Source organism: Rhizobium sp. SG570 (assembly GCF_012275345.1).
Lineage (GTDB): Bacteria > Pseudomonadota > Alphaproteobacteria > Rhizobiales > Rhizobiaceae > Rhizobium > Rhizobium lusitanum.
Window position 1 is genome coordinate 271,605 of record NZ_JAAZQI010000004.1, and the last position, 21,908, is coordinate 293,512.

Genomic DNA, 21,908 nt, shown 5'->3' on the forward strand with positions numbered 1-21,908 from the left:
CTTTGCCCTGTTCAGTCTTGAGATAAAGGAGCTAAATTCGGTGGATCAGGCAGCCTTGTCGACGGCGTTCTCGATGATGCCCATAATGTCGGCCTCCTTCATGATCAGAAGGTCTTCACCATTGATCTTGACCTCGGTTCCCGACCATTTGCCGAACAGGATCGTATCGCCAGTCTTGACGTCGAGCGGGATCAGCCTTCCATTTTCGTCGCGGGAACCGGGACCGACGGCGATCACTTCACCTTCCTGCGGCTTTTCCTTGGCGGTATCGGGAATGATGATCCCGCCCTTGGATTTGATATCACCTTCGGCGCGTCGGATGACGACGCGGTCGTGCAGCGGGCGAAATAGCATAAAGATCTTTCTGCGGCCGGCGCATAGGGCGGCTGCAACCATAAAATAACATTCTTGGCACTCGATTGATAGGAGTGCCAACGAATATTATTTGGAGAATAAAATCATACGAGAATGGCGTCCATGATTCCATAGAATTGTATGGGCAATTCTGATGAAAATTACCGGCTCCATTGTAATGACGAATGAGTTTTTATTTCAACTAACCGGATTTTCTCCAAGATAAATATCGATCGGTGCTTCGCATATCAGTTTGCTGCGGACGCGGCCGGGTATGGGAAGATGCTTTGGCAGCGCTTTCGACGGCCGCCCGTTCGTCCATGAGCAATTGTAACGGACGATCGTCACGGCCGCCCTTTTGGTAGTTGGGCGGAACCTTGACCGCGGTCAGGATGGGCACCCGCAAAACGGATCTTCATCTCAAATAAAAACGCAACTGGTTGGTGCCAGCGCGCCTGAAATGCTATTTGACTCATAAAAGTCAGGCAATCTTTCCTTGCCCGCAAACGAACAGAGAGAGGCTCACGGCATGTCGATAGAAAAAGTAGCAATCATCACGGCGGGCGGCAGCGGCATGGGTGCGGAAGCCGCCAAGCGCCTTGCCGCCGATGGATTCAGGGTTGCGATCCTTTCATCCTCCGGCAAGGGAGAGGCCCTTGCGGCGTCGCTCGGCGGCATCGGCATCACCGGTTCGAATCAGTCGAACGACGATCTCAAACGCCTGACCGATGCGACGATGGAGAAGTGGGGTCGCATCGACGTACTGGTCAATAGTGCCGGCCACGGACCAAGAGCGCCGATCATCGAGATCACCGACGAGCAATGGCACACAGGCCTTGACGTCTATCTGATGAACGTAGTCCGCGCCGTTCGTCTGGTCACCCCGATCATGCAGGCGCAAAAGTCGGGTGCGATCATCAACATCTCCACGGCCTGGGCCTTCGAACCATCGGCGATGTTTCCGACATCAGCCGTTTTCCGTGCCGGCCTTGCCGCCTATACCAAGATTTTCGCGGATACCTATGCGGCCGATAATGTCCGCATGAACAATGTACTGCCGGGCTGGATCGACAGCTTGCCGGCAACCGAAGAGCGCCGCGACGGCGTGCCGATGAAGCGCTACGGCACGAGTTCGGAGATTGCCGCCACGATCGCGTTCCTCGCATCCGATGGCGCAGGCTACATCACCGGCCAGAACCTCAAGGTCGATGGCGGACTAACCCGCTCCATATGAGACCTGCCGGCCGGCGAAACCGCCCCTCGTTCCAGTCGGGTCAGCACGTAGTCCGAATTACGTGCCGGTTTCTATCGTCGTGGCATTGACGTTGATGGCGCGGCCGGCAAACCAGCCATTGATGGCGGCGCCGAGACCAAGCAGGACGAACAGAACCGAACACCAGGCGAAACTTCCCGTCCAACCGTGGATCATGCCGACGACGAGCGGCCCGATTGCGGCAAGCAGGTAGCCTATGAACTGCGCCATGCCGGACAGATGCGCGGCGACGTGCGGGTCGGGCGAGCGCAGCACGATCACGGTCAGCGCCACCGCGATCAGCCCTCCCTGCCCGATACCCTGGAGCACGGCCCAGAACCATACCGTCCAGAGCGGCGCGAAGAGCAGGCCCAGCAGCGCCGTGACCGCGACCGCACAAAGAATGACGTTGATGGCCCGCTGGTCCTTGCCCCTGACGGCGATGTGAGGTGCCACAAGACACGAAGCCGCCTGCACCATGACTGAAACCGACACGATTGCGCCGGCCGTCACGCCATCGAGGCCACGCTCGCGCAGAATTGGGACCAGCCAGCCGAAGACGCAATAGGCAAGCGCCGATTGTAGCCCCATGAAGAGCGTTACCTGCCAGGCGACGGCATCAGTCCATAGGCCCATGACGCGGAAGCCGGTGCGCCGCGCTTGGGTGCCCGATCCAATCACCTGCGGCAGCCACAGAAGCCCGACCACGAGGGCCGGCAAGGCCCAGGCCGCAAGCGCGCCGCCGAGCGACCCGCCAAGACTATGCTCGATCGGAAGCGTGAGTCCGGCTGCACTCGCCGCGCCCGCGCACAGAGCCATTGTGTAGCAGCCCGTCATCAGGGCCGCCTTGTCCGGAAAATCACGCTTGACCACGCCCGGCAAGAGAACATTGCCGATCGCTATGCAGGCGCCGGTCAAGGCCGTCCCGAAGAACAGCAGGGAGATAGAGGAAATGCCGCGTAACGCCGTGCCGAGCGCAAGGAAGAGAATCACGCCGAGCAGCACGCGCTCCGTCCCCAATCGCTGCGCCAGTCTTGGCGCGAGCGGTGAAAACAGGCCCATGCAGACGACAGGCAATGTGGTGAGGATGCTCGTACCGAATACGGTAAGGCCAAGCCCGCTTCGGATTTCGGGCAATAACGCCGAGGCGCTCGAGAAGACCGGCCGGAGATTGAACGCAATCAGCACAAGGCTTGCGCCGAGAAGAAATCTGCCGATTGGCGATTTGCCCCGATGCGGCTGCGGTGGCGGGATTTCATCGGCCTCGGCATCGATCAGTTCAAGAGAAGCGGCATTCTGCGAAGGTGTGTTCATGACATCAGCAACCGATCGAGGGTGGCGACAACCGGAGCCATGAAGCGGCGCACGGCAGAGCCTGCCGCTTCCGGATCACCTGTTTCAATGGCGTCGACGATTGCGACATGCGCTTGCATATCCGGCTCGGGAAGATCCTCGCCGAGCGTCGCCTCGATGGTCTCGGCGATCGACACGGAAAAGAATTCGTAGATCTCGATCATCGCCCTGTTCTGCGACGCCGCGATCACCGCCTTGTGGAAGGCGAGGTCTCGCTCGATAAATGCGGTCTTGTCTCCGCCATCATAGTTTCCTCGCGCCTTCAGCAGCGCACGCAATTGCAAAATCACCTCCGGCGTCTGTCGCAGAGCGGCCAGGCGTGCAGCCTCGACGTCGAGCGCCAAACGCGCTTCGAACTGGTCCCGGAGCCCGGCCCGGCGCGCCATGTCGAAAGGGCGGCCGAGGTTGGTCGTCGAGCGCACGTAGGTGCCGGATCCCTGTCGTGTCTCGATATAGCCTTGAGACGCCAGCACCCGGACTGCCTCGCGGATGGTGCCACGGCTGACGGAAAGCATGGATGAGAGAGAAGCCTCATTGGGCAATTTCTCGCCGACATGCCATCGCCCTGCAATGATTTCGCCGCGGATTGCTTCGACCGCTGTTTCAGCGAGCGTGGTTTTGGTCAGGGCGCGCATGATCACATCTCATCAAGTCATCAGATGACTTGATGACTAATCGAATGACGAGGTGTCGTCAACAAATGTCCTGGCTGCTGCCAGGTCGAACAAGGGAAGCGCGCCTGCGCCTATCCGCGCCGCCTGGCGCCATCAAAGAAGAGCAGCATGGCAAGTCCGACCACGCCGGCAACCGCTCCGATGACTGCCGTTCCCGAATAGCTGCTCGTAGCGGTTCCGAGCGCAAACAGGAGGGCGCTCAGGCCGGCGCTGAGGAAAATATTGACCGATATGAGGGCGCTGCCGAGCCCCGGACGCTCGGCGATCAGATCCTGCAGATAGGTGATGGGAATGCTGATGAGGGCAGCCGCTCCGATGCCGCTGATAAGGGTCAGCGCATAGACGTGCCAGGGCGCCGATGCCAACCCGAGCAACAGCAGGTAAACGACATAGATGACCGTGCCGAGGGCCAGCGCTGTCACATGGCTCATGATCCGTTGGGCGCGTCCCCACACGACGATGAATATGACTTCCAGAAGCGCAACGATCCCGACGAGCACGCCGATATCGGCGACGGAGCCGTGGGCGGCACCGGTGACGATGAGAGGCAGAATGGCACCATTGACATGAAGCGTGCTGCTGATCAAAGCCACCGCGATCACCCGCACAAAAACCGGCGGCGAGATGACCTCGCCGAGTGCCGCGAGATAGGAGAGATGGCGCGTTGCCGCCTTGTCGGTGCCGCTCTGGCGGGGAAGGAAAACCGCAATCAATCCGAAACAAACCGCACAGGCCAAACCGGCGAAAAGATAGGCGGGTAACATGCTTGCGGAGTTTGCGAGCAGCGCCCCGGTGATACCAGGCACGAGAACCCAGGATAGCGAAATCATCGCCCTGACGCCCGAATTTACGGTCGCCACGTTGTTGCGCTCCATCCCATTGGTCGCGACCCTGACATTGGCAAACAGCAGTGAATTGAGGGAACCGTAGATCGGAAGGAGAAACAATGCGGCGAGAATGAAGGTCGCCTGCGTGGGAACGACGTAGACCGCGCCATAACCCAGGATGCCGAAGAGCGCGACCGTCAGCATCATCGTGCGATATTCACCGATCCTGTCCGCCAGGTTTCCCAGCAGAATGCTGACGATGACGTTGACCGCAGCCGCACAGAAGATCAGTGCCGAATATAGCCCATTGCTCAGGCCGAGTTCGCGAATACCCACGACGGACTGATAAGGCGATGTCGCGGCTCCGGCAAAGCCGAAGGCAAAGATGGCAAGCATGCTCACCCGGATCGTCGGGTCGCGGAATACTTCGGGAATGAGGCGGGTCATCGGTTGTGTCGAAGGTCTGTCAAATCACCCGTCTTGCGGGTGAGCGGCTTTTAGCAGGTTTGAGCCCGACGGAAACGTGCAAAAATAAATATTGGCTGCACTGGCGATGCTGCGTATCGGAAGCCGGATGGAAGGACGCCTCGCCAGGGACCCGATGGCAATTGGCGGCTCTTGTGCACCCGGCTCCGATGCCGGGGCGCTGCCTGACGGACGCGATCAGTTCGCAAGGAAAACGTAGCGGGCTGTATAGGGTTCAAGATGCATCGCGCCCGGTTGGTCGCAAGCGCCGGAGAATACGCCGCCCTTCGTGTCCAGACGCTGCACCGCCGTCACCTTCGACAACGCTCCATCACCCCGATGTTCGACGACATCGAGCCTCAGAATGGCGATGTCGTTCTTTGTGGCACCTGGAGCCTGGCTCGCGACCTTGCCTTTGATGGAGCTGCCATCGGCAAACTCCCAACCGGGACCCGCAAAATGGCGCCCGACGGTCGTGCCGTCCTGCAGCAACGTTGCCAGCGGCTCGCGGAACTGCCAGCTCATCTTATTGTCCGAGCCGGTTTTGCACTCGTAGATCTGAACGCCTTCGGCATGCACGGTTGCAACTGACGTTGCGTCCTTGACCTCTATATTCGCGGGGAGGTCGGCAGCGTTGGCTCGCTGAGAGTTGGCCGAAATAGATGCTGCGAATGCCAGACAAGGCACGAATAGGCCGATGGAAAGAAGCTTCATCCTTCGAAGTCGCTTACCGAGCCGGATTGTGGCGACGCCAGATCTGCGAAAATATAGAATGTGCATGATATACTCATACTCCTCGTTCATCCCAGGCAAGTCCGGTTCGCCTGCGGGCGAACGATTCCTGCGCCCCATTTCAAGTCCTGAATTCGAGCAGGATCAAGCTGGTGGTCCCACAACATAACGTGACCCCGACGTGAAACCGCCGGTGCCGGATCCAGCATATGGCGCCTGCACGCATTATACGGCTGCACCGGCTCGCAGGTTCAGACGAAACCGGAAATAGTTTCGCTTTGAGCAATGCCCTGGGGGTGGAAAAGAAGATTATTGTCATTGACGGCCGGGAAGCTCATCCTCCCCGGCTCTTTTTCTCGCGCCGGCGATCGGTGTCTGCCTTGGCTGCGGACACCACCATCGATTTGATTTCGAGACCTACGCAAAAGCCTGGGCGAATTCTCGCCGTTACAGCTCTGACGTTATGGTTTCACGCGGTCCGGATGCGCTGCCTGGAAGGCAGACAGTTTGGCGCACCGGCCATCGATTTCAACGATGCGCTTGAGGTCGGTCATATCAACTCCCCAGCGACGGGCATTGTAGACTTGCGGGACAAGGCAGAGGTCCGCCATTGTCGGCCGATCTCCAAAGCTAAAATCCCCGTTGAATTCGCCAAGCATCGCTTCCAGCTTGCGAAGTCCATCCGCAATGAAATGCTTCATCCATTCTTCGCGGGCTTCGGCCTTGTCCGTTATGGTCATGACATAGGCTGCGACATGCGTGTTGCATATCGGATGGATGTCCATGGCGATCGCGTAGGCAAGTGCCCGCACGTGCTGGCGGCCTGCAGTATCCGCCGGCATCAAACCGCACTCCGGCCGAAGCTCCGCCAGATATTCGATGATGGACAGCGACTGCGTCAACGTTCTCCCATCGATCACCAGCGCCGGTACGAGCCCCTGCGGGTTGAGCGCCAGATAGTCCGGGCCTCTCTGTTCACCTTCCAGCAAGTTGATCGACACGGTCTTATGGTCGATCTCAAGCATATTGAGCGCGATGCGGACGCGATAGCTCGCCGACGATCGCCAATAGTCGTAGAGAACGACCTCATTCATTGCAGCTCCGATCCCCCATGTCTTTCGACGCTCTGCTCGATTGCCCCGAAGATCGAATGCCCTGACCGGTCGTGCATCTCGATGCGGACCTGGTCACCGAACCGCAGGAAGGGAGTCTTCGGCGCTCCGCTTTCGATGGTCTCGATCATCCGGATCTCGGCGATGCAGGAGTAGCCGGCACCGCCGCTCTCGACCGGCTTGCCCGGACCGCCGTCGAGCTTGTTGGACACCGTTCCCGAGCCGATGATCGTTCCGGCCACAAGGTCACGGGTCTTGGCGGCATGGGCGATCAGCTGGCCAAAATCGAACGTCATGTCGACACCGGCATTCGCCTTGCCGAATGGCTTGCCGTTCAAGGTCACGAGCAAGGGGAGATGCAGTTTGCCGCCATCCCACGCCTCACCCAGTTCGTCGGGCGTGACCGCGACCGGAGAAAATGCCGATGCCGGCTTGGACTGAAAGAAGCCGAACCCTTTTGCCAGCTCTTGCGGAATGAGGCCGCGCAACGACACGTCATTGACGAGCATCACCAGGCGGATGGCGCTCCGGGCAATGTCCGAACCCGAACCCATGGCGACGTCGCCGACGATGACGGCGACCTCGCCCTCCATGTCGATCCCATGGGCCTCGTCGGCCGCCACGATCGGATCGCGCGGTGCGAGGAAACTATCCGAGCCGCCCTGGTACATCAGCGGATCGGTCCAGAAGCTTGTCGGCAACTCGGCACCGCGCGCCTTGCGCACCAACTCGACATGATTGACATAGGCAGAGCCGTCAGCCCACTGGTAGGCCCGTGGCAAAGGCGATGCGGCGTCATGCTCATGGAACCTCAGCGTCGGCTGGGCACCCGTCTCGATACCTTCGGCAACCTGCGCGAGTCTGGGCGCCACATGCTCCCAATCGTCGAGGGCAGCCTGCAAGGTGCGGGCGATATGACCGACCTCGGAGCAGCGGGTCAGGTCGCGGGAGACGACGACGAGCCGGCCGTCCCTCGTGGAGTCTTTCAAAGTCGCAAGCTTCATGTGCTGGTTCCACCGTAAGAGGATGCGTGGCCGATCTTCACTTGATGCCGGGCGTGCCGTCGAACCTGCGCTCCAGGCCATCCCAGCACTCCAGGTAATTGTCCTGCAACGTTTCCAGTTCCGCCGCATATTTCGTCACCTGCTGCGGGTACCGGGTCTCGAACATGAAGGCCATGGTATTGTCGAGCTTCACGGGCTTGAGTTCCGCATTGGATGCCTTTTCGAAGCCCGACGCATCCGGTCCGTGGGGAAGCATCATGTTGTGCAAGCTTATACCACCAGGCACGAATCCCTCTTCCTTCGCGTCGTATTGACCGTGGATCAGCCCCATGAATTCGCTCATGATGTTGCGGTGGTACCAGGGCGGACGGAAGGTGTGTTCGGCGACCAGCCAGCGCGGCGGAAAGATCACGAAATCGACATTCGCCGTGCCCGCTGCTTCGGTCGGGGCGGTCAGCACCGTGAAAATCGACGGATCGGGGTGGTCGAACAGGATCGCGCCGACCGGGGAGAATGTCCGCAGGTCGTATTTGTAAGGCGCATAATTGCCGTGCCAGGCCACCACATCGAGGGGCGAGTGGCCAATGTCCGTCACGTAGAATTTCCCGCACCATTTGACATGCACGCGGCAAGGCGTTTCCTTGTCCTCGAACGCCGCGACCGGTGTCTTGAAGTCTCGCGGATTTGCCAGGCAGTTCGCGCCGATCGGCCCGCGATCCGGCAGCGTGAATTTCGCGCCGTAGTTCTCGCAGATATATCCGCGCCAGACCTTCTGGTCGCCGATGCGCAACACCTTGAACATCATGCCGCGCGGGATGATGCATATTTCCAAGGGCTCGACATCGATGACGCCCATTTCAGTGAATATTCGAATGGCGCCGATCTGCGGGACGACCAGCAATTCGCCATCGGCATTGAAGACGTAATCGTCCACCATGTCCTCGTTTAAGACATAGGCATGAGCGGCCATCCCTGTCTGGGTCAGGACATCGCCCGCCGCCGTGATCGTCCGCACTCCCTTGAGGAAGCTCAGCTTCTCGTCGGGCACCGGCACGGGACCCCAGCGGAGTTGGCCGAGCGGAAGCGAATGGTCGTCCAGACAGGGCGCGGATTTCCAGAGCGGGTAGGAGGTGTTCGAAAAGCGCCGGGTATGGCGCACGCTCGGACGGATGCGATAGAGCCAGGACCGTTCGTTCGTCCCGCGCGGTGCCGTGAAAGGCGAGCCGGAAAGCTGCTCGGCATAAAGACCGTAGTTGCATTTCTGGGGACTGTTCTGGCCTTGCGGCAAAGCGCCGGGAAGCGACTCGCTTTCGAAATCGTTGCCGAATCCGGGCATGTATTTGAGATTACTTGCCGCCAGCGCCTCATGGTCGGAAGTCTTAGATATCGTCTGGTCCATCGCTCAATTCCTCCCGAAAACTGAGGGCGACCCCATGCAATCACCGGGTCGCCTAGAGATCATTCGGCCGCCGTGCCGATGACGCCGCGCTTGATCTGATCTGCCTCGATCGACTCGAAGAGAGCACGGAAATTGCCTTCGCCGAAGCCCTCGTCGCCTTTGCGCTGAATGAATTCGAAGAAGATCGGGCCGATGACCGTCTTGGAGAAGATCTGCAGCAGGATCTTCGTCAGGCCGCCATTCACCACGCCTTCGCCGTCAATGAGGATACCATGCTTCTTCATGCGGTCGATGGGCTCGTCGTGGCCGTTCACACGCTTATAGGACATATCGTAGTAGGTCTCCGGCGGACCTGGCATGAAGCGCAGGCCATTATCGGCAAGCCTGTCGGTGCCTTCGTAGATGTCTTCAGTTCCGACGGCGATGTGCTGGATGCCCTCGCCCTTGTACTTCTTCAGGAACTCCTCGATCTGGCTTGTGTCGTCCTTCGATTCATTCAGCGGAATGCGGATCTTGCCGCAGGGAGACGTGATCGCGCGGCTCACCAGACCGGTGATGCGCCCGTCGATATCGAAGAAGTGAATCTGCTTGAAATTGAACAGTTCGCGATAAAATGCCCACCACTTGTCCATGTTGCCGCGAAAGACGTTGTGCGTCAGATGGTCGAGATAATAGAAGCCGACACCTTCGGGATGCGGGTCGCGCTCGCCCAGCCAATCGAACTCGACATCGTAAGCCGATCCCTTTTTTCTATAGGTTTCGACGAAATAGAGCAGCGAACCGCCGATGCCGACAATTGCCGGGACATCGAGCGCCTTGTCATTCCCTTCATAGGGAACAGCACCTTTTGACACGGCATGGTCGAAGGCGTGCTTGGCGTCAACGACCCGCCAGGCCATCGACGGAGCAGCGGGGCCGTGTTCTGCCGCGAATCGGGCGGCATGACTGCCCGGCTCGGCATTCAGCACATAATTGATATCGCCTTGACGCCAGACGGTGATGTCCTTCGTCTTGTGCTTGGCAACAGGAGTATAGCCCATGCGCGTGAAGAGCTCACACAGCTTCTCGGGCTCGGGATGAGCGAATTCAACGAATTCGAAGCCGTCGGTGCCGGCCGGATTGTCGGCGGTAATTTCCGACGGCGGCGCGTCATGCGGAAAAGGACCCATTTTCTCCTCCTCGGAAGATTGGACTCTGTCTATGCAAAGTGTGGCCCAAAACGCATGCAAAGTTCTTGCATTCTTCATGCGAAGCGAAAATATTATACACGATCTGTGAGGATTTTGGAAGTTTTGCGCAATGGATGAACAACTCGACAAATTGGATCTGCGCCTGCTGCAGGAGCTCCAGAAAGACGGCCGGCTGACGAACAACGAACTGGGCGAGCGGATCGCGCTTTCACCCTCGCAATGCTCGCGCCGGCGAACGAGGCTGGAAGCCGAAGGATATATTCGCAGCTACCAGGCAAACCTCGATCGGCAGAAGCTCGGTCTGGATATGCTGGTGGTTATCTCGGTGACGCTTGCGACCCATAACAGGGACAACGCTCGCCGATTTTCCCAGCTGATCAACGGGCTGCCGGAAGTTCTCGAAGCCTATGCGCTGACGGGTGAGATGGACTACCACCTGAAGGTCGCGACACGCGGGCTCGCTGACCTCTCGAGATTCGTCAACGACATCCTGTTGCCGCACGAGTCGGTGCAACACGTAAAGACTTCCATTGTGCTCGATACGCTCAAGACATTCGAAGGGTTCCCGGTGCTCATGCCGCACAGCTGACATGGTGGCGCGCATCCGGCCTGACAGACGCTAGATCGGCAATTCGGTCGAGAATTTCAGCTCGCGCAGCACAAAGCTCGAAACGACCGTGCGAACACGCCGGTTGCGCAGCAGGTAATGGGTCATGAACGCCTCGTAGCTTTCCACGTCCTTCGCCCTGATCTTCAGCATGTAGTCGAAGGCGCCGGACAGGGCATAGCATTCCATGATCTCCGGCCGCTCCGATACCACCGATGCGAAAGACGCCACTGTCTCCTCGTGGTGGTCCTCCAGTGTTACATGCGCGATCACACAAAGCTTGAGATCGAGTTTGCCGGGATCGAGCAGCGTCACACGCTTGCGGATGACACCCTCCGATTCCAGTTCCTGGATCTTCCGCCAGGTCGAACTCTGCGACATACCGGCCTTTTCCGACAGGTCTGCCAGCGAAAGACTGCCATCGGCCTGGATCGATTGCAGAAGCTTGCGGTGAGGATTCCCAGATTCTTTCATCTTCTGCACCATTTTTGAGAAGATTTACCAATACCACGTCCATTTTTACCGGAAAAGGAAAGAATTTCCCGCGAACTCGGTTCATAATTGGAAAGATACCGCAGCATCTGGGAGGATCGAGCTATGGTCAAGGAAAGCAGCTACACCGCCAAATTGCCAGGCCCGGATGGCTTATACGCCTATACCGCCGAAGAAGATGCGATATGGGGCGAACTCTATCGGCGTCAGTTGAAGCTGCTCGCCAATATGGCCTGCCGCGAATATCTGGACGGCGTCAAAACACTGGGGCTGAAGCCGGACAAGGTGCCTCAGCTGCGCGACGTCAACCGCCGCCTGAACGAAACGACGGGCTTCGGGGTGGAAGGCGTGCCGGCGCTCATTCCGCCTTCCCGCTTCTACGAGCTCCTGTCGCAAGGCAAGTTTCCGCTCGCCACCTTCCTGCGCCGTCGCGAGCATATCGACTATATCGAGGAACCGGACCTGTTCCACGAAGTCTTCGGCCATTGCCCGCTGCTGACCAATCAGAGCTATGCCAATTTCGTACGGCATTTCGGCGAAACCGCCGTACGCCTCGGCAAGGGCTATTCCTGGCACCTGTTCCGCATCTTCTGGTTCACCGTCGAGTTCGGCCTGATCAATACGCCGGAGGGCCGCCGCTGCTTCGGCGCGGGCATCGTCTCCTCGCCAAGCGAAGCGAAGGCGGCGATGGAAGGCAAGGCGTGCGAGTTTCGGCCGTTCGATCTACTGAGCGTGCTCAGGACGCCCTACCGGATCGATATCGTCCAGCCGATCTACTATGTTATCGATAGCTTCAGCGACCTTGAAGCGATCGTCGATGAGGATATCGAAGGCCTGATCCTCAAGGCAAAGTCGCTGGGCGATTTCCCGCCCGCCTTCGAAGCCAAGGCCTCGTGAGCCGCTGACGACAAGGATCGGCAGCCCACGTTCCGGCTGCCGATTATCCGATACGCATCGTCAACCATGTCCTAGACTTGTCGCTTATAGGCGAGAACGAAGTCGTGGTTAACCTCCCAGAACTTGCCTGAAAACTCGAGCTGCCTTGCCCTCGCCTGATCTTCAGTCAGCCTGAACTTGGCAAGCAGGCTCTCCTTCACGCCGAAGACAGCATCCGAATGGATGTAGGGATCGTCCGGATCGAAGATGTGGGTCGTCAGCGTTTCAAAACCATCGGCCGAGATGATGTAGTGCAGGTGCGCCGGCCGGTACGGGTGGCGGCCGAGCTGGGCCAGCAACTGGCCGACAGGTCCATCATCCGGGATCGGATAGTATTTCGGCTTGACCGCCCGGAACCAGTAGCTTCCGTCTGCCCCAGTGCGGAATATCCCGCGCAGATTAAAATCAGGCTGAAGACCTTTCTGCTGGACGTCGTAGAAGCCCTCGTCATTGGCCTGCCAGACATCGATGACCGCATCCTTGATAGGGTTGCCCTCGATATCAAGGATGCGGCCGGAGATCACCATATCCTCGCCCTTGCTGTCGAGGCAGATGTTGGCGCCCATCGGCAATTCCGGCGCGTCGGCGACATGGAACGGACCCAACACCGTGCTCTCGGATGCGCCTGAAGGCTTGCGGTTGTTGATGGCGTCGACCAGCATCGATACGCCAAGCACATCCGAAAGCAGGATGAATTCCTGACGCCATTCGTTGCACATCCCGCCTGTCCGGGTGAGGAAGAGGATCGCCTCCATCCACTCCTCCTGGGTCGGCTCGATCTGCTTCACCGCCTCATGTAGTTTGAGCGTAATGACCGACATGATCTCCTTCAGCCGTTCGCTCTTGGCGTTGGCGTTGCGGCCGGTCACGACCTCGACCGAGTTTTCCTCTGTGAAATATCCTTTTTCATGCGCTTCCATGATCAGTCACCGATCCAAAATGGTGTTCAACACGCGGCGCAGTTCCCCGACGGGATCGGCGATGGTACCGTCACAGCGCCAGGCGACATGATGGTCCGGGCGAACGAGGATCGCGCCGGAATCCCGGATTTCACGCGCCCGCGCCCAATCGCCGGTGTAGTCCTGCCATTGCTGCCGCGGACCGATCTTGTGCGCAATGAGCTCGATGCCGAATTCCTTAGCAAGCGCCCTTGCCGCCGCAAGCCAGGCATCGCCGCCGATGCCGGTCAGCACGGTAAACCGTCCATGGCCGGTAATGTCGAGCGTCGACACCTTTCCCCCGTCGGGGCCGAAGAGCCAGGTATGCGGCAGGCGTGCGCCGGGCCATGTCGTCGGCTGATAATGCAACTCCGCATCCGTCTCGAAACCGGGCTCCGGTTGCCCGTCGGTGACGATGGCATCCGACCGGTAACGCTGGTTCATTTCAACGCCATGCGCATCGAACTCATAGACCTTGGCCGCAATCGCCTCGCGGATCTCCTTGCGCTGCCGTTCGGCGTCGGGCGTGTCATCACAGCGGGCATCCATGTTCTGCTGCATCTTCACCGGATCGACGGAGTCCAGAAGGCCGCACGCCCTGAAGATCGGCCCGAACTCCTCGATCGACTTGTTGGCGCGGGTAACGATCTGCTTGGCGACCGGCGCCCGCTCCGCCTGATAGCTGTCGAGAAGACCGCGGCCCGCCTGCCCCCTGATCACCATCGCCAGCTTCCAGGCGAGATTGAAACCGTCCTGAATGGACGTGTTGGAGCCAAGGCCGTTCGAGGGGGGATGGCGATGGGCGGCATCGCCCATGCAGAACACCCGGCCGTTGGACATAGTGGTGGCGTACATGTTGTTGACGGTCCAGGTCGACACCGATTTTATCTTCGGCTGCAGGTCGGCAACGCCGGTGAGGTCCCGCACCACCCTGATCGCAAATGCGTCGTCGACGGCCGGAGGCGGTTCGTTGATGTCATAGCCCCAGACGATCAGCCACTCATGCCAGGGCCGCACCATGCGCACGAGGCCCATGCCGATGCCGCCGACATCGGCTCCCGGCTGCAGCACCCAATAGAGCACAGAGGGACGGCGCGAAACATAGGGCGAGAGATCCGCCTCGAAAAGGATGTTCATCGAGCCCGCGACCCCCATCTTTCCCTCGAAGCTGAGACCGGCATGCTCGGCAACTTTGGAATTGCCGCCATCGGCGCCGATCAGAAATTTCGAGCGCACAGTGACTTCCTTGCCAGTCAGCCGATCAAGGCATGTCGTGGTCACGCCGTCCTCGTCCTGCACGTGGCTCAGATATTCCGTCGACATGCGCGCCTGCGCGCCACGCGAACAGGCGGTCTTGAAGAGCAGCGGCTCCATGAACGTCTGGGGCAGATCGTTCATATGGCTCGGCGATGACAGCTGGTGTTCCGCCTGCGAGAGCGGATGCGTGCCCCAGCTCTTCATGCGGCCGATCTCCTCGCCGTTGATCGCCGTGCAGAAGACGTTTTCGCCCATGAGCTCCTGCTCGGTCGCGAACATATAGGCTTCGTCCTCCACATCGCGGCCGAGATCGCGCAGAACCTCCATCGTACGCTGGTTGGTGATGTGCGCCCGCGGTGTGGTGGCCAGCCAGCGATAGCGGTTGATCACCAGAGGCTCCAACCCGTAGCTGGCCAGCAATGCGGCCGTCGCCGAGCCGGCAGGCCCTGTGCCAATGATGAGAACGTCGGTCGTGATGTCAGCCATTTGGCCCTCCCTTTGCTGTTTGTGCGAGCGGTCTGCCCTTCAAGACACGGCGGACCGGAAAGAGTTCGATGCCGGTGCGCTCGCTGACCAAGCCCCAAAGGCCGCGCGGCGCAAACAGCATGGTGGCGATCGCCAGTGCACCGAGCAGCAGCAGGTACCAGGACCCGTAGCTTGCGAGCGCATTCTGCAGGAAAAAGAACAGGATCACACCGACGATCGGCCCTTCGATCGTTCCGATGCCGCCGATGACAACGATGAAAAGCACATAGGCTGTCCAGTCCGTGAGCGAGAAGGCGGCATCCGGGGAGATCCGGCCCTTCTGCAGATAGATCAGGGCACCGACGATGCCTGTCAGAAAGGCCGTGGCGAGATAGACCGTCACCTTCATGCGCCTGGCATCCACACCCAGCGCGCGGGCGGCGGTTTCGTTGTCGCGCACAGCCGCCAGGCCGAGGCCCTGCTTGCTTTTGAGCAGGCGATAGACAAAGCCGATGGTAACCGCGACCATGATCAGCGCCAGCCAGAAGGTGAGAGCATCGGCGGCAAGCGCTGCCTTCATGCCAAACCAATCCTTGAGCAGCGCGATGCCGGCCATGTCCCTGGCCGCCTCACGCGGCAGGGAGGTTCCCGTGCCGCCGCCGAGCATCTTCCACTGGGCAAGCACCAGCCGGCCGACTTCCGCGATCACCCAGGTGCCGATGGCGAAATAGGGTCCGTGCAAGCGAAACACGAAGAAGGCGGTGGGGACCGCGAGAAGTGCCGCAACCACGCCGGCCAGCAGCACCGCGAGGATCGGGTCCATGCCGAGAAGGGTGACCAGTCCGAAGAGAGCATAGGCGCCGCAGCCGACGAAAAGCTGCTGCCCGACGGAGATCAGCCCGGCATAGCCGGCAAGAAGGTTCCAGCTTTGTGCGAGCGCCAGCATGGTCAGAATGAAGAACAGGTCCTGCAGCACACCGCGCGAGACCACGAAAGGCGCGAAAGCCAAGCCCGCCAGCACGAGGAGAGCCACGCCTGCAAAGCCTGTCGAAAGCCGCGTTCCTATTTCGGTGCGCCAAGGGGTTTGCGACCCGTCTTCTGCCATCATTGTTTCGAAACCTGACGTCATGGGACCCTCAATCGATCGCTCGCGGGAAAAGACCACGCGGCTTGCAGACGAGTACGAGGAGGAAGGCGATGTGACCCGCCAGGATCTGCCACTCCGGATTGATGGCGGCGCCGAAGGTCTGCGCAACGCCAAGGATAATACCGCCCGCCAGCGTGCCCCAAAGCGAGCCGAGACCGCCGATGATCACGGCCTCGAAAGCATAGATCAATCGCGACGGTCCGGCGCTCGGATCGAAATTCGCGCGGGTTCCAAGATAAAGGGCGGCGATCGTGACGACGACCATGGCGATCCCGGTCGCCATGGCAAAAATTCGCTCGGGGCGGATGCCCATCAACCCTGCCGTCACGGGATCATCGGAAGTGGCTCGGAACGCGCGGCCGATCGAAGTGCTGTAGATCAGCCTGTTCAGCACGAGGATGACAAGAATTGCCGAGGCGAACGTCAACAGAGGCATGAGGCCGATATTGAGGCCGGCAAGCGGGATGGAGGCCGTCTCCAGTGCGCCAGCCGACACACGGCGGCTGTCGGCACTGAAGCCTTCCATGAGCCCGTTTTGAATGACGATCGAGAGGCCGAAGGTGACGAGCAGCGGCGGCAGGATATCCTTGCCGAGAGTGCGATTGAGAAGAATGAATTGCACCAGCCAGCCGATCGCGAACATCAGCGGTGCGGCAATCGCGGCGGCAAGGAACGGATTGACGCCAAGCGTCGACACCAGCACCAGGATGAGAAAGGCCGCAAAGACTATAAGGTCGCCATGCGCCAGATTGACCAGCCGCATGATGCCGAACACGAGGCTGAGGCCGGCGGCGAACAGGGCGTAGAGCCCGCCGAGCAGAACGCCTTGGAGGATCGTATCAACCCAGTTCATGTTGATCAGCTCCGAAATAGGCGGCGTGGATCTGCGCGCGGTCGAGCTCTCCGGGGCGGCCGGTCAAGGTGATCCGGCCTTCCATCATGCAATAGACACGGTCGGACACGGCAAGCGCCTGGCCGATATCCTGCTCGACGATGATTATGGCGGCGCCCGTGGCGCGGATGCGGGGGAAGGCCGCATAAATATCCTTGATGACGACGGGCGCCAGACCGAGGCTCAGCTCATCGCACAGCAGAACCTGCGGATTGGACATCAGCGCCCGACCGATCGCCACCATCTGCTGCTGGCCGCCGGAAAGTGCCGTGGAAGGATTGTGCCGGCGCTCCTGGAGAATGGGAAAAAGCTCGTAGACGCCGCGCAGCGTCCACGGTCCGTCGACCTTGCGGCCGTATGTTCCGATCAGCAGGTTCTCCTCCACGGTCATGGAGGCAAACAGCTTGCGCCCTTCCGGAACGAGAGCGATGCCGCGAGCCATGACGTCAGGCGCCGAAAGCGCCCCGATCGGCTCGCCTTTGTAGACCACCATCTCAGGCTGGTTGCTGAGAACACCGGCGACCGATCGCATCAACGTCGATTTGCCGGCGCCGTTGGCGCCGATGACCGCGACCGTTTCACCGGCATCGAGGTACAGATCGACGCCGAAGAGAGCCTGGAAATCGCGGTAAAAGGCCTTGAGGCCGGCTATCTGCAGAAGGTTTGCCATCAGACCTCCATGCCGAGATAGATTTCGCGGACGTCGCGCGAGTTCATGATGGCGTCGGGCTTGCCGATGCCGATCACCCGCCCGAAGTTGAGCACGAGCAGGCGCTCGGCCACCGCCGTCAGCGCATGCAGCACGTGCTCGATCCAGATGATCGTCACACCCCGCCGATGAACGCGTTTGATCGTGGCGATCAGTTGCCGGCATTCGCCGTCGGTCAGGCCGCCGGCGATTTCATCGAGCAGGAGAAGCTTGGGCTTGGTCGCCAGGGCCCGCGCCAGCTCCAGTCTCTTTCGTTCCAGCAGCGACAGAGAGCCGGCAAGATTATTGGCCCTGCCGATGAGGCCCGTTTCGACGAGGACATCGGCGCAATAGGCTTCCACCTCGCGCTCGGACGTTCGCGAGCCGAAAGCGCCGGCGACCAGCAGGTTTTCATAGACCGTCAGCCGCTCGAAGGGCTGCGGGATCTGAAACGTGCGCCCCATGCCGGCAAAGCATCGCTGCATGGGAGGATCGCGCGTCACATCGCGACCATTAAATTCGATCGATCCGCGATCGACCGCAAGATTGCCGGTGATCAGATTGAAGAGTGTCGACTTGCCCGCGCCGTTCGGTCCGATGACGCCCAATGCCTCGCCTGCCTCGACCGAAAAGCCGATATTCTCGGCGACCACGAGCGCACCGAAAGACTTGGATACCTCGTTCAGTTCAAGCAGGGGCATGGCGCTCCTCCCGATTGCTGTTGCTCCACCACGTCGAGCGCGGGGCAACGGATTTGATGGCGGCGCGAGATCACGTCAGGGCTTCCAGCTTGCCGCCAAGCGGCACGTTGGGCGCCAGGCGGTTTTCGACCACGACGAGGTCATAGCCGCCATCGGTCTTCAGCCGCCATTGACCGCCGACCAGGGGTGTCTTGGCGACATTCTTCTGAGCGAACGGCGGCAGCTTGTCGCTCCCCCAGGCGATCGGCCCGACGAGCGTGTCCAGCTTAGTCTGGCCGATGGCTTTGGCAACGGCGTCGCCCTCACCCACATCCTCGGCGCGCTTCATCACATCGACAGCAAGTTCGAAGAGCGCATGGGCAAAGCCGATCGGCTGCGTCCAGGGACGGCCGGTCGCCTGCGTGAAGGCTGCAGCCACGTCGGCGGCCGTTTGCCCCGTCAGCGACGATTTGAACGGGTGGCTCGGCGTCCACCAGACCTCGGTCGACAGGTTATGGCCGGCATTGCCCAGCGCCGCCACCGTTTGCGGGAACAGGAGCGCCTTGCCGATCGACGCGATCTTTGGCTTGAGACCCTGCTGCTTGGCCTGGTTCCAGAAGGTGGTCAGGTCGGGCGGAATGAGCACGCCGGTCAGAATATCGGTCTGGCCCTGCTTGAAGGCATTGATCTGCGCGGAAAAATCATCCGTCAGGTTCTGGAAGCGGCCGGTATCGGTGAGACTGTAGCCGAGCTTCTCCAGCACGGGCGGGAAGCCCACGACCTTGTCGCCCCAGGCGTTGCCGTCGCCATCATTGGGGAAGAGGCCGCCGACCTTCTTGTTGGTCTCGATCTGGCTCCACATGCCGGTAAAGACGGCAATGATGTCCTCAAGCCCCCAGAAGAAGTGATAGGCATAGTTGAACGGCTTCCAGCTCGACGGGTCGCCGGGATTGCCCTGCTGGCCGATGAACCAGGGCTGCCAGGGCGCCACCGTGGAAATGCAGGGCATCTCCTCCGCCTCGCAAGTGGTGGACACCGGATTGGTGGTCTCCGGAGTCGACGAGACCAGCACCAGGTTGACCTCGTCGGTGACGATCAGTTCCTTCGCAACGGCAGCCGCCCGGTTGGGATTGGACTGGCTGTCCTTGACCACGACCTCGTAGCTGAGGCCGAGCTTCTTGGTCGTCGCGATAAAGTTGTCGATGACGAACTTGTCGGCCTCGCCGAAGCCGGCAAGCGGCCCGGTTTGCGGGCTGACATAGCCGAGCTTGATCGGTTTCTTCTGGGCAATCGCCGGTGCTGCGAAAGCGGATACCGCAATCGCGGTGCCGCCGGCGGCCGTGGTTTTCAGAAAATCGCGTCTGGTAAACATGTTTCCTCCCATAATCCCCTCTCCTCCCAAAGAGCGCGCCTGCGGCGCGGGTCGTTTCCTACCCCGGGCGTTTGCCTTCCCAGGCTTCCTGCAGCATCTGACGGATCGAGGCACGATCGACCGGCCTCGGATTCCAGTAGGGATTTTCCATTGCGACTGCCGTGGCCCTGTCGAGATCTTCCTCGCTGAGACCGACAGTCTGCAGGCTCAAGGGCGCGCCGATCGATTTGGCGAAGTCCCAGAGGCCGCCGCCGATGGAACCGCCGAAGAGCTCCGCCGCCGGAGCAAGCTCGCTGCGTGCGGCATGCGCATTGAAGGCTGCCGTATGCGGCAGCATGACAGCATGCGTCTCGGCATGCGGCGTATCGAACAGGCCGCCCAGCGTGTGGCAGATCTTATGGTGTAGGGCCATGCCGACAGCCCCGAGAACCGAACCGCACAGCCATGCGGCATAGAGCGCTTCGCTACGCGCAGAAGCATTCCTCGGATCATCAACGATAGCAGGCAGGCTGGATTTGAAAGCCCTCAGCCCCTCGATCGCCATCAGGCTCGAAATCGGATTGCGATCCTGCGCATAGAGTCCCTCGACGGCATGCGCCATGGCGTTCAGCCCGCTCGTCACGCTCATGGTGACCGGCAATCCATGGGTCAGCAGCGGATCGTAAATGACGATCTCCGGCAATATCCTCTCATGCCGTACCGTCGTCTTCACCCCTCGCTCGGTCTGGCCGAGGATGGGGGTGACCTCGGAGCCGGCATAGGTCGTCGGCACCACGATCTGGAGCAGATCCGTGCGATAGGCGATGGCCTTTCCGAGACCGGTCGTCGAGCCGCCGCCGAGCGAGACCACGCAATCCGCCTTGGCTTCGGCAACGGCTTCCATCGCCCTCTCCGTCACATCGATCGGTGTATGCATGACTGCGCCGGCAAACACCCCGGCCGAAAGCTGCCCCAAGCTCTTCGCAAGAGCCTCCGCGTCGGCGCGCTGATGCGGCGTGGACAGGACCAGTGCACGCTGACGGCCGGATTTCTCCACCCATTCGGCCACGCTATTGCTCTTTCCTTCGCCGAAAACGATCCTGGCTGCACTTCCGGCATAGGAAAATTCGCTGATCATCGCGGCCTCCCTGGTTTTGCCCTGACCATGACGAAGGTGAAGTCGAGCGTCTTCGTCGACGCGTTATCCGTACCGGTGACCCGGAAGTCCCGCAGCAATTCGGGCTTCACGCCGAACAGGGCATCCTCGCCCAGATGCGGATCGTTGCGATCGTAGACATGCGTTGTGATCGTATCGAACCCCTCGGCGCGAACGACGAAATGCAGGTGCGCGGGCCGGCGCAAGGGATAGCCGGCATTGGCGAGCAATCTGCCCACCGGCCCGTCATCCGGCACGCCATATCCCTTCGGCACGATGGTTCGATAGCGGATGCGGCCATCAGGATCGGTGCGAAACAGGCCACGCAGATTATACTCAGGCTGCAGGTCGGGCTGCTGGTTCTCGTAGAACCCTTGAGCATTCGCCTGCCAGGTGATGACTTCGGCGCCGGCGACAGGCTGGCCGTCAAGATCCTGCACACGTGCGGACACGGAAAGAGGCTCACCCACACCATCGAGCGAGATCGATGCGCCAAGCGCGCGCTCCGGTGCATCATCGCGGAAGAACGGCCCCCGCACCGTATTCGGGGTCGCGCCCTTCGGCCGCTTCGAGTTGATTTCCTCAACCAGCGCCGAAGCACCCAGGAGATCTGACAGCAGCACCCATTCCTGTCGGCGCTCGTCGCTTGCGTGGCCGACCTCGGTCAGGAAGGCGATCACCTTGCGCCACTCGTCCTGTGTCGGCCGGAATTCCCTGATGAGATCGTGGACATGCTCCACGACAGCCACCATCAGCTGCGCCAGCTGATTGCCTTTTTGTTGAGGAAGGCGCCCGGCGAAGACCTCCGATGAGGTCGCCTCGCTAAAAATCGGCATATCGACACCTGGCGACATGCATCTCCTCCCACATACGCAAGCCTGATCGACAACAAGGTAGCAGCAAGAGGTGGGAGCGTTGATGATTTCTTTCCGCCATA

22 protein-coding genes are annotated in these 21,908 nt (G+C 60.4%); 3 read left to right on the forward strand and 19 right to left on the reverse strand.

Annotation, left to right across the window (positions count from 1 at the left end):
• Positions 1 to 45 precede the first annotated feature (45 nt).
• Positions 46 to 354: a co-chaperone GroES gene (locus tag FHT28_RS11155; RefSeq protein WP_047558842.1), complete on the reverse strand. Its 309-nt coding sequence runs from the start codon at positions 352 to 354 to the stop codon at positions 46 to 48.
• Positions 355 to 883: 529 nt separating this feature from the next.
• On the opposite strand from FHT28_RS11155, the gene FHT28_RS11160 reads away from it, so the two are divergent.
• Positions 884 to 1,588: an SDR family oxidoreductase gene (locus tag FHT28_RS11160; protein WP_168596276.1), complete on the forward strand. Its 705-nt coding sequence runs from the start codon at positions 884 to 886 to the stop codon at positions 1,586 to 1,588.
• A gap of 57 nt (positions 1,589 to 1,645) precedes the next feature.
• Here FHT28_RS11160 and FHT28_RS11165 read toward each other — a convergent pair whose 3' ends face one another.
• From FHT28_RS11165 to hppD, 8 genes are all read right to left on the reverse strand, one after another.
• Complete coding sequence (locus tag FHT28_RS11165; protein ID WP_168596277.1) at positions 1,646 to 2,920, reverse strand: MFS transporter; 1,275 nt, start codon at positions 2,918 to 2,920, stop codon at positions 1,646 to 1,648.
• Positions 2,917 to 3,594: a FadR/GntR family transcriptional regulator gene (locus tag FHT28_RS11170; protein ID WP_047558672.1), complete on the reverse strand. Its 678-nt coding sequence runs from the start codon at positions 3,592 to 3,594 to the stop codon at positions 2,917 to 2,919. The genes FHT28_RS11165 and FHT28_RS11170 overlap by 4 nt, the downstream gene beginning before the upstream one ends.
• Before the next feature lie 110 nt (positions 3,595 to 3,704).
• Positions 3,705 to 4,907, reverse strand: coding sequence for an MFS transporter (locus FHT28_RS11175; RefSeq protein WP_037193019.1), 1,203 nt, complete (start codon positions 4,905 to 4,907; stop codon positions 3,705 to 3,707).
• Between the two features lie 216 nt (positions 4,908 to 5,123).
• Positions 5,124 to 5,639 (reverse strand): DUF3455 domain-containing protein, encoded by a 516-nt coding sequence (locus tag FHT28_RS11180; RefSeq protein WP_168596278.1) that lies wholly within the window; start codon positions 5,637 to 5,639, stop codon positions 5,124 to 5,126.
• A gap of 479 nt (positions 5,640 to 6,118) precedes the next feature.
• The gene (maiA, locus tag FHT28_RS11185; RefSeq protein ID WP_168596279.1) at positions 6,119 to 6,751 is read right to left on the reverse strand and encodes a maleylacetoacetate isomerase; all 633 of its coding nucleotides are present in this window, start codon (positions 6,749 to 6,751) and stop codon (positions 6,119 to 6,121) included.
• Positions 6,748 to 7,773 (reverse strand): fumarylacetoacetate hydrolase family protein, encoded by a 1,026-nt coding sequence (locus tag FHT28_RS11190; RefSeq protein ID WP_168596280.1) that lies wholly within the window; start codon positions 7,771 to 7,773, stop codon positions 6,748 to 6,750. Before FHT28_RS11190 ends, maiA begins: the two co-directional genes overlap by 4 nt.
• Before the next feature lie 37 nt (positions 7,774 to 7,810).
• Positions 7,811 to 9,172 carry a homogentisate 1,2-dioxygenase gene (gene hmgA, locus FHT28_RS11195; protein ID WP_168596281.1) on the reverse strand — a complete coding sequence of 454 codons (1,362 nt, stop codon included), beginning with the start codon at positions 9,170 to 9,172 and terminating at the stop codon, positions 7,811 to 7,813.
• 59 nt (positions 9,173 to 9,231) lie between these two features.
• The gene (hppD, locus tag FHT28_RS11200; RefSeq protein WP_168596282.1) at positions 9,232 to 10,341 is read right to left on the reverse strand and encodes a 4-hydroxyphenylpyruvate dioxygenase; all 1,110 of its coding nucleotides are present in this window, start codon (positions 10,339 to 10,341) and stop codon (positions 9,232 to 9,234) included.
• A gap of 130 nt (positions 10,342 to 10,471) precedes the next feature.
• Here hppD and FHT28_RS11205 point away from each other — a divergent pair, with 130 nt between their 5' ends.
• The gene (locus FHT28_RS11205; RefSeq protein ID WP_037193029.1) at positions 10,472 to 10,951 is read left to right on the forward strand and encodes an Lrp/AsnC family transcriptional regulator; all 480 of its coding nucleotides are present in this window, start codon (positions 10,472 to 10,474) and stop codon (positions 10,949 to 10,951) included.
• Positions 10,952 to 10,981: 30 nt separating this feature from the next.
• Here the strand turns inward: FHT28_RS11205 and FHT28_RS11210 are convergent, their stop codons facing one another.
• Positions 10,982 to 11,443, reverse strand: a complete 462-nt coding sequence (locus tag FHT28_RS11210) for an Lrp/AsnC family transcriptional regulator (RefSeq protein ID WP_037193369.1) — start codon at positions 11,441 to 11,443, stop codon at positions 10,982 to 10,984.
• A gap of 123 nt (positions 11,444 to 11,566) precedes the next feature.
• Between FHT28_RS11210 and FHT28_RS11215 the strand changes: the two genes are divergently transcribed.
• Complete coding sequence (locus tag FHT28_RS11215; RefSeq protein WP_047558656.1) at positions 11,567 to 12,358, forward strand: phenylalanine 4-monooxygenase; 792 nt, start codon at positions 11,567 to 11,569, stop codon at positions 12,356 to 12,358.
• Between the two features lie 71 nt (positions 12,359 to 12,429).
• On the opposite strand, the gene FHT28_RS11220 is transcribed toward FHT28_RS11215, so the two are convergent.
• From FHT28_RS11220 to FHT28_RS11260, 9 genes are all read right to left on the reverse strand, one after another.
• Positions 12,430 to 13,317, reverse strand: coding sequence for an intradiol ring-cleavage dioxygenase (locus tag FHT28_RS11220; RefSeq protein ID WP_037193033.1), 888 nt, complete (start codon positions 13,315 to 13,317; stop codon positions 12,430 to 12,432).
• A gap of 6 nt (positions 13,318 to 13,323) precedes the next feature.
• The gene (locus tag FHT28_RS11225) at positions 13,324 to 15,078 is read right to left on the reverse strand and encodes an FAD-dependent monooxygenase (protein WP_168596283.1); all 1,755 of its coding nucleotides are present in this window, start codon (positions 15,076 to 15,078) and stop codon (positions 13,324 to 13,326) included.
• Positions 15,071 to 16,186, reverse strand: coding sequence for a branched-chain amino acid ABC transporter permease (locus FHT28_RS11230; RefSeq protein ID WP_168596284.1), 1,116 nt, complete (start codon positions 16,184 to 16,186; stop codon positions 15,071 to 15,073). The genes FHT28_RS11225 and FHT28_RS11230 overlap by 8 nt, the downstream gene beginning before the upstream one ends.
• 7 nt (positions 16,187 to 16,193) lie before the next feature.
• Complete coding sequence (locus tag FHT28_RS11235; RefSeq protein ID WP_037193037.1) at positions 16,194 to 17,057, reverse strand: branched-chain amino acid ABC transporter permease; 864 nt, start codon at positions 17,055 to 17,057, stop codon at positions 16,194 to 16,196.
• Positions 17,044 to 17,766: an ABC transporter ATP-binding protein gene (locus FHT28_RS11240; protein WP_037193039.1), complete on the reverse strand. Its 723-nt coding sequence runs from the start codon at positions 17,764 to 17,766 to the stop codon at positions 17,044 to 17,046. The genes FHT28_RS11235 and FHT28_RS11240 overlap by 14 nt, the downstream gene beginning before the upstream one ends.
• Entirely contained in the window at positions 17,766 to 18,485 is a 720-nt protein-coding gene (locus FHT28_RS11245) for an ABC transporter ATP-binding protein (protein ID WP_092573608.1), read from the reverse strand. Before FHT28_RS11245 ends, FHT28_RS11240 begins: the two co-directional genes overlap by 1 nt.
• A 70-nt stretch (positions 18,486 to 18,555) precedes the next feature.
• On the reverse strand, positions 18,556 to 19,836 hold the full coding sequence (locus tag FHT28_RS11250; protein ID WP_047558638.1) for an ABC transporter substrate-binding protein: 1,281 nt from the start codon (positions 19,834 to 19,836) through the stop codon (positions 18,556 to 18,558).
• 58 nt (positions 19,837 to 19,894) lie between these two features.
• On the reverse strand, positions 19,895 to 20,953 hold the full coding sequence (locus tag FHT28_RS11255) for a maleylacetate reductase (protein WP_037193047.1): 1,059 nt from the start codon (positions 20,951 to 20,953) through the stop codon (positions 19,895 to 19,897).
• On the reverse strand, positions 20,950 to 21,825 hold the full coding sequence (locus FHT28_RS11260; protein ID WP_092573609.1) for a dioxygenase: 876 nt from the start codon (positions 21,823 to 21,825) through the stop codon (positions 20,950 to 20,952). The genes FHT28_RS11255 and FHT28_RS11260 overlap by 4 nt, the downstream gene beginning before the upstream one ends.
• Positions 21,826 to 21,908 lie beyond the last annotated feature (83 nt).

Bases quoted from the DNA above. Each gene is read 5' to 3' on its own strand.
- FHT28_RS11155 (WP_047558842.1), bottom strand. From the start codon at position 354: ATGCTATTTCGCCCGCTGCACGACCGCGTCGTCATCCGACGCGCCGAA.
- FHT28_RS11160 (WP_168596276.1), top strand. From the start codon at position 884: ATGTCGATAGAAAAAGTAGCAATCATCACGGCGGGCGGCAGCGGCATG.
- FHT28_RS11165 (WP_168596277.1), bottom strand. From the start codon at position 2,920: ATGAACACACCTTCGCAGAATGCCGCTTCTCTTGAACTGATCGATGCC.
- FHT28_RS11170 (WP_047558672.1), bottom strand. From the start codon at position 3,594: ATGCGCGCCCTGACCAAAACCACGCTCGCTGAAACAGCGGTCGAAGCA.
- FHT28_RS11175 (WP_037193019.1), bottom strand. From the start codon at position 4,907: ATGACCCGCCTCATTCCCGAAGTATTCCGCGACCCGACGATCCGGGTG.
- FHT28_RS11180 (WP_168596278.1), bottom strand. From the start codon at position 5,639: ATGAAGCTTCTTTCCATCGGCCTATTCGTGCCTTGTCTGGCATTCGCA.
- maiA (WP_168596279.1), bottom strand. From the start codon at position 6,751: ATGAATGAGGTCGTTCTCTACGACTATTGGCGATCGTCGGCGAGCTAT.
- FHT28_RS11190 (WP_168596280.1), bottom strand. From the start codon at position 7,773: ATGAAGCTTGCGACTTTGAAAGACTCCACGAGGGACGGCCGGCTCGTC.
- hmgA (WP_168596281.1), bottom strand. From the start codon at position 9,172: ATGGACCAGACGATATCTAAGACTTCCGACCATGAGGCGCTGGCGGCA.
- hppD (WP_168596282.1), bottom strand. From the start codon at position 10,341: ATGGGTCCTTTTCCGCATGACGCGCCGCCGTCGGAAATTACCGCCGAC.
- FHT28_RS11205 (WP_037193029.1), top strand. From the start codon at position 10,472: ATGGATGAACAACTCGACAAATTGGATCTGCGCCTGCTGCAGGAGCTC.
- FHT28_RS11210 (WP_037193369.1), bottom strand. From the start codon at position 11,443: ATGAAAGAATCTGGGAATCCTCACCGCAAGCTTCTGCAATCGATCCAG.
- FHT28_RS11215 (WP_047558656.1), top strand. From the start codon at position 11,567: ATGGTCAAGGAAAGCAGCTACACCGCCAAATTGCCAGGCCCGGATGGC.
- FHT28_RS11220 (WP_037193033.1), bottom strand. From the start codon at position 13,317: ATGGAAGCGCATGAAAAAGGATATTTCACAGAGGAAAACTCGGTCGAG.
- FHT28_RS11225 (WP_168596283.1), bottom strand. From the start codon at position 15,078: ATGGCTGACATCACGACCGACGTTCTCATCATTGGCACAGGGCCTGCC.
- FHT28_RS11230 (WP_168596284.1), bottom strand. From the start codon at position 16,186: ATGACGTCAGGTTTCGAAACAATGATGGCAGAAGACGGGTCGCAAACC.
- FHT28_RS11235 (WP_037193037.1), bottom strand. From the start codon at position 17,057: ATGAACTGGGTTGATACGATCCTCCAAGGCGTTCTGCTCGGCGGGCTC.
- FHT28_RS11240 (WP_037193039.1), bottom strand. From the start codon at position 17,766: ATGGCAAACCTTCTGCAGATAGCCGGCCTCAAGGCCTTTTACCGCGAT.
- FHT28_RS11245 (WP_092573608.1), bottom strand. From the start codon at position 18,485: ATGCCCCTGCTTGAACTGAACGAGGTATCCAAGTCTTTCGGTGCGCTC.
- FHT28_RS11250 (WP_047558638.1), bottom strand. From the start codon at position 19,836: ATGTTTACCAGACGCGATTTTCTGAAAACCACGGCCGCCGGCGGCACC.
- FHT28_RS11255 (WP_037193047.1), bottom strand. From the start codon at position 20,953: ATGATCAGCGAATTTTCCTATGCCGGAAGTGCAGCCAGGATCGTTTTC.
- FHT28_RS11260 (WP_092573609.1), bottom strand. From the start codon at position 21,825: ATGTCGCCAGGTGTCGATATGCCGATTTTTAGCGAGGCGACCTCATCG.